General features: G+C 41.8%; 10 protein-coding genes. 7 read left to right on the top strand and 3 right to left on the bottom strand.

Annotated elements, in window-relative coordinates:
• Positions 1 to 162 precede the first annotated feature (162 nt).
• From F8S12_RS27420 to F8S12_RS27410, 3 genes are all read right to left on the bottom strand, one after another.
• Positions 163 to 396 carry a hypothetical protein gene (locus tag F8S12_RS27420; protein ID WP_230968315.1) on the bottom strand — a complete coding sequence of 78 codons (234 nt, stop codon included), beginning with the start codon at positions 394 to 396 and terminating at the stop codon, positions 163 to 165.
• A gap of 332 nt (positions 397 to 728) precedes the next feature.
• Positions 729 to 3038 carry an SF1B family DNA helicase RecD2 gene (recD2, locus tag F8S12_RS27415; protein WP_196519438.1) on the bottom strand — a complete coding sequence of 770 codons (2310 nt, stop codon included), beginning with the start codon at positions 3036 to 3038 and terminating at the stop codon, positions 729 to 731.
• 497 nt (positions 3039 to 3535) lie between these two features.
• The gene (locus F8S12_RS27410) at positions 3536 to 3928 is read right to left on the bottom strand and encodes a hypothetical protein (protein WP_196519437.1); all 393 of its coding nucleotides are present in this window, start codon (positions 3926 to 3928) and stop codon (positions 3536 to 3538) included.
• Positions 3929 to 4129: 201 nt separating this feature from the next.
• Between F8S12_RS27410 and F8S12_RS27405 the strand changes: the two genes are divergently transcribed.
• From F8S12_RS27405 to F8S12_RS27375, 7 genes are all read left to right on the top strand, one after another.
• Positions 4130 to 4336, top strand: a complete 207-nt coding sequence (locus F8S12_RS27405) for a hypothetical protein (RefSeq protein WP_012412959.1) — start codon at positions 4130 to 4132, stop codon at positions 4334 to 4336.
• 104 nt (positions 4337 to 4440) lie between these two features.
• On the top strand, positions 4441 to 4731 hold the full coding sequence (locus tag F8S12_RS27400; protein WP_196519436.1) for a hypothetical protein: 291 nt from the start codon (positions 4441 to 4443) through the stop codon (positions 4729 to 4731).
• Between the two features lie 33 nt (positions 4732 to 4764).
• Positions 4765 to 5214 carry a hypothetical protein gene (locus F8S12_RS27395; RefSeq protein WP_230968314.1) on the top strand — a complete coding sequence of 150 codons (450 nt, stop codon included), beginning with the start codon at positions 4765 to 4767 and terminating at the stop codon, positions 5212 to 5214.
• Between the two features lie 2 nt (positions 5215 to 5216).
• On the top strand, positions 5217 to 5555 hold the full coding sequence (locus tag F8S12_RS27390) for a hypothetical protein (protein WP_196519435.1): 339 nt from the start codon (positions 5217 to 5219) through the stop codon (positions 5553 to 5555).
• Positions 5549 to 8287: an AAA family ATPase gene (locus tag F8S12_RS27385; RefSeq protein ID WP_196519434.1), complete on the top strand. Its 2739-nt coding sequence runs from the start codon at positions 5549 to 5551 to the stop codon at positions 8285 to 8287. Before F8S12_RS27390 ends, F8S12_RS27385 begins: the two co-directional genes overlap by 7 nt.
• Positions 8284 to 8826, top strand: a complete 543-nt coding sequence (locus F8S12_RS27380; RefSeq protein ID WP_196519433.1) for a hypothetical protein — start codon at positions 8284 to 8286, stop codon at positions 8824 to 8826. The genes F8S12_RS27385 and F8S12_RS27380 overlap by 4 nt, the downstream gene beginning before the upstream one ends.
• Entirely contained in the window at positions 8768 to 9499 is a 732-nt protein-coding gene (locus tag F8S12_RS27375; protein ID WP_230968313.1) for a hypothetical protein, read from the top strand. Before F8S12_RS27380 ends, F8S12_RS27375 begins: the two co-directional genes overlap by 59 nt.
• Positions 9500 to 9533 lie beyond the last annotated feature (34 nt).

Raw genomic sequence — 9533 nt, 5'->3', positions numbered from 1 at the left:
CCCCCACCGCTTTTTGTAGCATGGTGTAAGGGGAAGGATAGAGCAGGGTTGGGGTGGGAATTTAACGAAAATACGGGATTATATCAGCCGGCAAGTTAGTATTTTAATTAATTTCAACTTGTAGCGGCGAATGTGCGCTCTGCTGTTGCCAATTTTAATTTTTTAAAATGTGATTATTTCACAACCTTCAAGCAATTCGTCATAAACAGTTAGTTGTTGTGTTTTTAAGTGGTTTGGCAATGAATCGTCATCAAAGGTCAAAGTAACAATATGAGTATTTTTGAGACTAAGAGATGATTTGCTGATATTGGTTATTGCCGCACTCATACCGCTTCGAGTACCGATCAGATACTTCACCGATTGCCCGATCTTTAACTCTGCTGCCGGAATAGCCATAGATATTAAAATAATTCGTAATGGGCTTCTCTGCGAGACGCTAAAAGCGAACGCCCCGCTGCGCTAACGTAATTAAGTTTTGTAACGGGGATTTTAATTAGGCATCAAAACGTGCTGCCTGTATTGCTGGGGAATTAAACCCCTAAACTTTGTTAAATCAGTAAACAGTCAACAGTTATCAGTCCTGGCGGCGTATAGTGGGGAACTTAAACCCAATTATCAAAACTTTTAACTGTTTACTGATAACTTATAACTGATAACTATTTTATTGTGTACTTCAAGAGGAATGTGGTTGGATGCGACCGTTGTTCCCATGTTGGGCATGGGTTTTATTAAAGGCGGAGAACTGCGTCAATTGCTGAATCAATCTCGTCAATTGCGGTAGTCTCATAGTGATAAGTATTAAAGCGAAACTTCCCGACAAGTTCGGGCTGTTTTGACGGACGATAACCATATTTAGACTCATACATTTGTAGTGCGAGACTACCAATAGTAGTCATCTGTCCAGGTGTTGCAGTCAGTTGGCGTTGTTGTAGCCTAGAAGCGACAGTAACAGTAGGGGAAGATGTTGTCGTACAAGTGGTTTTTCTGGTGTTGCTCAAACTCTGCCAGATTTCACTAAGTTGCTCAACAGGTGAAATGAGGAGATTGGTTAGTCCAGTAAAACGCTGGGCGGGTTTATCAGTAGCGACAGCAGTTTTCAATGCTTCATGCTGTCCAACTGCGATGAATGTACCCATTGCGCGAGTCATAGTCGTGTAGAGCAGCTGACGGGTTAACATCCGGTAATTAGCCCTGACCAATGGGAAAATCACATAAGGAAATTGGCTACCTTGACTCTTGTGGCAAGTTATACAAAACGAGTGCATAATTTGCTCGAAGTCTCCAGGATAATAATTAACAACTGCACCGCCCTCCCAAGAGATCGTAACCAGAAATTTTTCCGGCTCCACAGCAATAACCTGACCGATCTCGCCATTCATCACAGGCGGGACAGTTTCATAACGGTTTTTCAGCTGGATTACGCGATCGCCGATTCGGTAGACAACCGACCCAGAGACAACTTGTGGTTCATCTTCTTGTTTTGGGTTAAAGATGGGGGCAAGAAGCTGATTGAGATTGTGAACTCCACAGTCTCCTTGTTTTTGGGGCGCTAAGATTATTAGTTGTTGATTTAAATCAACACCTGACTGGCCAATAGCTTTAACCAACTCAACGATGGCTTGGGAGGTCGCTTGGGGCGAGTCTTTTTGAATCATTGCACAGTCACCGACATCCATCCAATCAGAAACTTGATTAAAATTGTGCAGTGTAGGGACTATGCCAGAATTGACATCATTAGCAGCATAAATAATCGGGCTTTCGTGCCGTTGGCGATAAATCGTCTGTAAGAGAGTTGTTGGCACGAGTTCAGAAACAATTAAATCCCGCAAGACCATTCCCGCGCCAATACTGGGTAATTGATCAAAGTCCCCTACCAGTACAATTCTGGTTTTTTTGTCCAAGGCTTTGAGTAGCGAATTGAACAGAAATATATCAACCATTGAAAATTCATCAACGATTAGACAATCAAGATTTAGAGGATTCTCCTCGTTATAAAGAAAAACCTGTTGATGCCCCTGCCATTGCAATAAACGGTGAATAGTAGTTGCTTCAATGCCTGTAGCATCTTTCATCCGGTTAGCAGCTTTCCCTGTTGGAGCGGCAAGTGCAATCGCTTTATCAGTATGAATGAACCATTCAACTAAGGTTTTCAGTACATAAGTTTTCCCTCGACCAGGGCCACCAGTAATAATGCTAATTGGATGTTTGGCTGCCATCATCAAGGCGCTGATTTGTTCATCACTTAAACGTGAAAGTTGGCGATAGTCAGTAGTTTGGAATTGGGCTAACCAGTGTTCTAAATGTTCAGTGGGGTGAGTCGGTTGCTCAAGGAGAGCAAGAATTTTCAAAGTCACAGAAAGTTCAGCCCGATAAGCAGCTTTGAGATAAACACTATTACCAACATCACCCGAAACTAAAGTCCCCTTTTCGAGTAACTGTTGAATGATTGTATTTAAAAATTGAACATCGGGCGTATGCTGTGGTGAAGAAAGCAGGTCAGTGGCAATACTTACTAATTGCTCAAACGGTAAAAAACAATTCCCTTCACGCAAGCCGGATTTTAAAACATGGATTAAAGCTGAGATATAACGAGTATCGCTGTATAGTGGGATACCAAGAGATATTGCTAGCTCATCAGCAGTCTTAAAACCGATGCCATCAATATCATCAATTAATCTGTAAGGGTTGTTCTGAAGTACATTTGCAGTTTTGTGTCCGTAATAGTCACAAATTTTCAAAGCTAACTTCAATGAAGTTCCCACAGCCAAAAGTTGGGTAATCACTCCCAAGTTCGGATTCTTTTTACTCTCTGACCAAGCTTTGGTAATACCATCAATACGATATTGAGTTAGTCCGGGAACAGTGTAAAGCTTTTCGGGGTTGTTATCTAATATCGATAAAGTCTCACTTCCAAAGCAATTGACCAAAGTTTGAGCAGTTTTCTTGCCAATCCCACGAAATAGTCCACTTTCTAAATACGCCTCGATTTCCGGCAACATCAGAATCGGAAATTTTTCGACTTGAAGGAGCCTGATCATGAGTCAAAGAGTAATTGAGAGATTCTGTTATTCTACAAGGGTAGCTCTAAAGCTAACTCATCGTCTCAAATCGAAAATCCAATTGGCTTACGAACTCTAAAGAATCTCCTTGGGCGATGAAAGATGTTCATGGGCTAGAGCCTAAAATAGATGTGAAGAAATGTTTCTGTTAACGTCATTAAATTTAGCTTCAATACAAGGTTTAGTCATCTGCTAAGTTAATGGCAGTCAAGCGATGGCGTACCCGCCCGCCAAGTGTGCGATCGCCTGTTGCATTGCTCTCTACTTGATCCTCCAAGATATAACGATGATTGATTAAAAATAAAGAGACGGAAGTGCGGATTATTTTCGTACTTTTATCTATTTCTTTGTCATTGCTGTTTGTGAGATAGTGGAAGCAATTCTCAGTTCGCAGTTAAGCATGGTAGTTTTGGTAAGAATAGATCGTATATTGTGTGGCAATTTAATGAAACTACGGGATTATGTCATCCGGTAACTTAGTGGGAAACATCCAAATGTTTTTTCAAAGTGTAGGGGCAATCAGGAGTTTTGATTCCACTGGCGTAAGGTAATTTATAGGATGCCCAAAGCTGCCACCGTAAAACATCGACTCCAATAGTTGAACTACCGAATTGTACTCGAGAGTCTTTGTCTGGGTTTTGTATAACATTTTTGATGATGGTATTTATCGCTTCTATTTTGAGATTATTCGGTATGCCCATTAGTAGTTTTGTAAGCCACTGCTTGATTTGTGGTGACTGTAGCCAGTCTTTGATTTGATCATCAGTAGGAGTTAAGCGATTGACTAATAGCGTGGGATTTTCGTTATCTTTATTAACTTGACTTTTGGGTTGGAATAGTTGCTGAAAATTAGCATTTGTGTTGGACATAAAAATAATTGCTTAAAAGAGAATATCTACATTATAGATAAATTGGATAAACCCGAAAATGGCTAATATATTTTAGAAAAATATTAAGATAAGCAAATATAAAATTTGATTTATCTTTCCAGATAAAAATATAAAGATTTGACTAACTAATTATGTTATAAATATTAGATAAGTTCCTTATGCAAGTATCAAATAAATACTATGCACCCAATAGAGTTTAAGAAGAAGTGGAAATTAAGTTATCGAGAGCTTGCCCTGGTTTTGGGGTACGAAAGTGAATACACTACCCGGAACTGGAATATGCCAGGAGAACATAAACGGAATCCTCAGAATGTTGTTCGCGTAGCTTGTCGTCTTTTAGATGAAAAGTGGGAACGGGAAGGAAAAGCGCTCAATTCTTATCTTTAACCAGTTTTTTGTGACCGCTAATATTTTTTAAAATGACACTCCCCCGCCATGAAAAAGGCGGGTATTTTATGTATAGTTAGAAGTTGCAAGAAGTTCTCAGAATCATGGGGATAGGGGGGTTAACCTGGCAAAATGAAGAACTAACAAGACCAGAAGTTGCGGCGATGTTAAAGCCAAAAGTTTCTGCAAGACAACTACAAGCATACTTGAATATCGCTCGGAAGTATTTACCAGAGTTCAATAAGTTCACCAATACTAAAACAGGTGGGCTAAATGGCTATGCAAAGCTATACAAGTGTCATATTGCAGTACTTCAAGAAATTCGCTCATTAGCTAGAGAGCATACTTTAGCTGACATAGAAAATGAGTTTCTTCAAAGAGGATCGAAAAAGTGATTTTTATGTTTATGAAGTAAAGGAGCAATTCTCTTGGCATCTAATAATTCTGTGCGAAGAACACAATCTCAAGTTCTGGCTAAGGCTAGCGCGGCGATTGGGCGCAAGTATCAGCATCACATTTACGCGGCAGGTACGGCGACAATCATTGTCATGCAGTCGATGCCCTCTTATGGGTGGGGCTTGTTCGATTCGGCTCAGGTAGCAATGACTTGTATGTTCGGGGGGGCGGGTGGTATTGGTGGCGGTGGTGCAGCGGCTGCTACTACCGCCATTAAAGCACTTCCGGCGGTGATAAATGCCTTTATCACAGTGATTTTGTTTGTATACTTTGTGGCTTCAGGGCTTAAAGTTGCGAACGGCATTGGTGAAGGACAGGAAGTAACGCAGATGGTTCAACAGCCCATAGGCGTGTTTTTCATAATCCTGGTGCTTTGGATTGCTCAAAGCATCTTATTTAACGGCGTTACAGCCGCTTGCTAGTTATGAGCGAGTATAATAAATCGCCCATCAAACGGGTCAATCAGTCACTTGGTCAAAATGCTTCAATCGGCATTTTTACTGGCTTTCAGTTTGCAATCGCCTTATTTATGTTTGGCGTGGGCTTTGTTGTAGCGAATCTATGCGGAGCGGGGATAGTTTGGGGCTTATTAGCAGGAGTTTGGTTAAGCGCTACGATAATGATTTTATCTGGCAAGCGTCCTTACTTATTCTGGTCAAGAGTGTTCCCAAGCGTTCCAACTTTCACTCGTGGTTATGTCAGATATTCTTCGCCTCAAAGCAAAAAAAGAGCGGGATCTAAGAGAATGCCTAAGCTATGGTAAAAAGCAGTATTCGTAATCAAAAAATAGTCCCCTTTGAAGACTTTCTAGACCTAGCAACTTTAGTGAAATTGAAAAAGGGTAACTATCAAATTGGAGCTTACTTGTTGAGCAAAAAACAAGTAAGCGACACTAACAACACCTTGCAATTAGTATTCGGATATGATTGCACAGGTTTTCACCCACTGTTTAATTCATCTGAGAGACTGGAGGCGATCGCTCATGCTTTTGAGAACGGCTGCAAAGAGTTCTCGGAGGGCGAGAAGTTCACCTTTAGATGGTCTTCTTTTTGCGATGAGGATAAAGTAATTGCAGATTATCGTCAAAGGCTAGACAGCCCTGTATCTCTTGAGAGTGAGTTTTTGGATTGGGGACAGGTTGCCCGAATGCAAGAACTGACGCGTAATCATCAGCGCAAGGATATCAAGCTGAGTATTTACACCACTTTTACTGTTCGCCCAGGCGGAACGGAAGGAGGTGACGCAGTAGATAGAGCGATAGTTAAGCTGGAGAATTTTTTAAAACGTAAATTCACCCCCACAGGAGCGACCGAACTCACTCTTCAAAACTTAATTCAAGTTCTTGAAAAAGCGATAATTGTCTCTTTGCGTCATCAACAAATACTATCTGAAATGGGTTTGTTTCCCTCGCCAAAATCAGACAAGGAATTGTGGGACGACCTAGTTTCTAGAATGGGCGCAAAGCCGACAAAAGTACCCCATACCTTAATTTATGATACTGGTGAATTAAGAGAGGAATTCAACGAAGCCGCACCGAAGCCAGAGAGATACAACGACCAGCTACACGCAACCTCAGTACTTTTAAATAACGGCATACCTTATGCCGATAGACGCTGGGTATGCTTGCCAAATCAATGTGGTGAAAAAAAGAAGTATATCGGCGTAATGACGCTTGCCCAAAAGCCAGAGATATTTGCCTCAACCCATCAGCAAGTACGCTTTCTATGGGATGTATTCTCACGCGAGGTTATTTATGATGTCGAGATAATTACAGAGATTAGCCCAGCCGATCAAAAAATGATTAGGCTTACCCAACAATTGATTACGAGGCGTTCAAGAAATGCCGAGGTAAGCGCCAGCAAAAAGACTATTGACGTAGGAGCGCAAATTAACACAGAACGCTCTGTTGATGCTCAAAAACAACTTTATACAGGTGATGTACCGGAAAATGTAGCGGTTACTGTTCTCGTTTATCGCAACTCTCCTTCCGAGATCGACGACGCTTGTCGTCTGATTTCAGGGTATATCAATCAGCCTGCTGAGTTGATTAGAGAAATGCAGTATACATGGTCAATCTGGCTTGATACTTTGCTGTTGCGACAGCGACCGCAGCTGACTTTTCCTTTCAACAGACGCGCCACTTTCTTTGCCAGTGAAGTAATTGGTTTAACGCCAGTCGTTCAAACAGCACATGGCGATAAACAAGGCTTTGAATTAGTCGCCGACGAAGGTCAATCCTCGGTTCATATTGACCTATCAAAGCCTAAAAACATGATGGTAATCGGCACTACCGGGAGTGGGAAATCGGTAATCATCGCCTCTATTATCTATCAGTGTTTGGCGCTGGGAATGTCAGTGTTGATGATTGATTTGCCCAATGACGATGGTTCGGGAACCTTCGGAGATTTCACACCATATTTTAAAGGTTTCTATTTTGATATCTCTAAGGAATCAAACAATCTTGTACAGCCATTAGACCTATCAAAGATTCCTGAGTCGCAGTGGGAGGAAAGGACAAAAGCCCATCGAAATGATATCAATTTAATTGTTCTTCAATTAGTTTTAGGCTCACAAAAATTTGATGGGTTGCTATCACAAACTATTGAATCTGTAATCCCCTTGGGTACAAAAGCCTTTTACGAAGATGCCGACATTCAAGAAAGATTTGAATTAGCGCGAAAAGCAGGGATAAACACCCCAGAGTGGGCGAATACCCCGACATTGGCAGACATGGAGAAATTTTTCTCGCTCGCGTATATTTATTTAGGTTATCAGGATGACAATGTAGAAAAAGCACTTAATTACATCCGTTTGCGGCTTCAGTATTGGCAAGCTAGTAGCATTGGTAGCGCAATCTGTAAGCCTTCGACTTTCCAAGCCGATAGCCAGTTGATCACTTTCGCCCTGACTAATCTGCAATCAGGAAAGGATGCAGAAGTGTTTGGGATGAGTGCATATATCGCCGCGTCCCGCCAATCCCTCTCCTCGCCCAACAGCGTGTTTTTTATGGATGAGGCTAGCGTATTGCTGGGATTTTCCGCATTATCGCGGCTTGCGGGTCGTAAATGCGCCACCGCTCGTAAGCAAGGCTGCCGGGTGTTTCTGGCAGCGCAGGATGTCATCTCTATCGCCAAATCGGAGGCAGGAGAACAAATATTACAAAATATGCCATTGCGGTTGATTGGGCGTATTGTCCCAGGCGCGGCTAATAGTTTCTCTGAGTTGCTGGGCATCCCTAGAGAAATTATCGATAAAAACGAAAGCTTTGTCCCCAACATTCAGCAGCTATATACTTTGTGGCTGTTGGACTACAACAACAAGTATGTGCGCTGTCGCTATTATCCCTCGTATCCCCTGCTGGCGTTGGTCGCTAATAGCAGAGAAGAACAAGCCACGCGAGATAAATTCAAGAAAATTCACAGCGACAAGTTCACCTGGGTGGCAGAATTTTCTAAGTATTATGTCGAGTGCATTAAGCAAGGGAAGCCATTATGAAGGTTCTATCGTCAGTCATTCAAAATAAGCTGTTGCTGGCAATACTAGCAGGTGTTGTGTCAATAGGAGGCTTTCAAGTATGGCAATACAATCAAGCTGAATATGAAAAGCTTATTAGCGAAGCGAAGAATGGCTGTAGCGTGTACATAGAATTGGGCGAGGATGCCATCAAGCGCTCCCCCAGCCTGAGAGCATTGAAATATCAAAATAAGCGATTGAGTGGATTAGAGCAACCGGGGATTAATTCTGAATCCGCCGATCCAGGTGCTTATATCATGCTTTTTCAATCCCCTGCTTCTACCCTTCCGCCTAATGCTTTGCCTTTCAATGATCCCTTCTTCACCAGTTTATTAAATAAGGAAGAATCACCTAAAACATTAATGGTTCAAGCTGTTTACTTTGATTTAGCAAAAAAGCAAGCGACTGTAAAATCTCTCTGTACCAAAAAACCCTTTGTAGTAGACATGGAGGACTTGTATCTTGAATACCAACCGATTGATCGCGATCTCAGGCGCAGCAATTCTGATTTCCTTTTCTAGCCTCCCTGCCAATGCTCAAAGTCAGCAAAACTCCCAATCTTTCTTAACTCAATTCCAACAAATCTATAGCAGCTTGCAGACTTACATTAGTAATTATCAGAAAGAATTTATTAAAAGTTTGGGCAAGTTGGAAGCTGAATTAACCCAGGCAATTGAATCTAGTGTTGGTGATTTGGGTATTCCCGATCCCCTAAAAGCTGGTAAGAATATCGAGAAAGTCATTGAGAAACAAGAAGGCAATTTGCTGATATTAGATCCGCGCATTCAAGCCGACAATGCCATCAAGGATTGGAACCAACAATATACACGCGGACAATCAGAATCAGTACTTGGCGCTGAAGGTCAGCGAATCCAGTCACAGGAGGCAGCAATAACTAATGATGCTACCGCCCAATCAAGCGAAAATGCTAATGCCGCGCAGGATGATGTCATTACCCAAGACATTCTTAAAAAGGTCGCAATTCAAAACTTCCAAAGTGTTGTAATTGCCAAATCTATCCATGCAGAAGCGCAAAAGCAATCTCGTTCCTTGGCTGTTACAAATATCAATCTTGCTGATATTTCTAGTCGCATGGATGAGCAAGCTGCGGCAAAGGATCAAGAGTCCAGCGCCGCATCTCGCCAAATCATTCAATCTGCCGCCGCTAACGATTCATTTTGGAAAAATCAATAATCAAGTCAAATCAATTCAAAATTAATTTTCTTAC

The organism is Nostoc sp. WHI, assembly GCF_015714725.1.
Taxonomy (GTDB): domain Bacteria; phylum Cyanobacteriota; class Cyanobacteriia; order Cyanobacteriales; family Nostocaceae; genus Nostoc.
The sequence above is the reverse complement of the archived record's forward strand: the minus strand, read 5'-3'. Positions and strand labels throughout refer to the sequence as shown.

Excerpts from the sequence above, each read along its gene's own strand:
- F8S12_RS27420 (WP_230968315.1), bottom strand. The coding sequence starts at position 396 with ATGGCTATTCCGGCAGCAGAGTTAAAGATCGGGCAATCGGTGAAGTAT.
- recD2 (WP_196519438.1), bottom strand. The coding sequence starts at position 3,038 with ATGATCAGGCTCCTTCAAGTCGAAAAATTTCCGATTCTGATGTTGCCG.
- F8S12_RS27410 (WP_196519437.1), bottom strand. The coding sequence starts at position 3,928 with ATGTCCAACACAAATGCTAATTTTCAGCAACTATTCCAACCCAAAAGT.
- F8S12_RS27405 (WP_012412959.1), top strand. The coding sequence starts at position 4,130 with ATGCACCCAATAGAGTTTAAGAAGAAGTGGAAATTAAGTTATCGAGAG.
- F8S12_RS27400 (WP_196519436.1), top strand. The coding sequence starts at position 4,441 with ATGGGGATAGGGGGGTTAACCTGGCAAAATGAAGAACTAACAAGACCA.
- F8S12_RS27390 (WP_196519435.1), top strand. The coding sequence starts at position 5,217 with ATGAGCGAGTATAATAAATCGCCCATCAAACGGGTCAATCAGTCACTT.
- F8S12_RS27385 (WP_196519434.1), top strand. The coding sequence starts at position 5,549 with ATGGTAAAAAGCAGTATTCGTAATCAAAAAATAGTCCCCTTTGAAGAC.
- F8S12_RS27380 (WP_196519433.1), top strand. The coding sequence starts at position 8,284 with ATGAAGGTTCTATCGTCAGTCATTCAAAATAAGCTGTTGCTGGCAATA.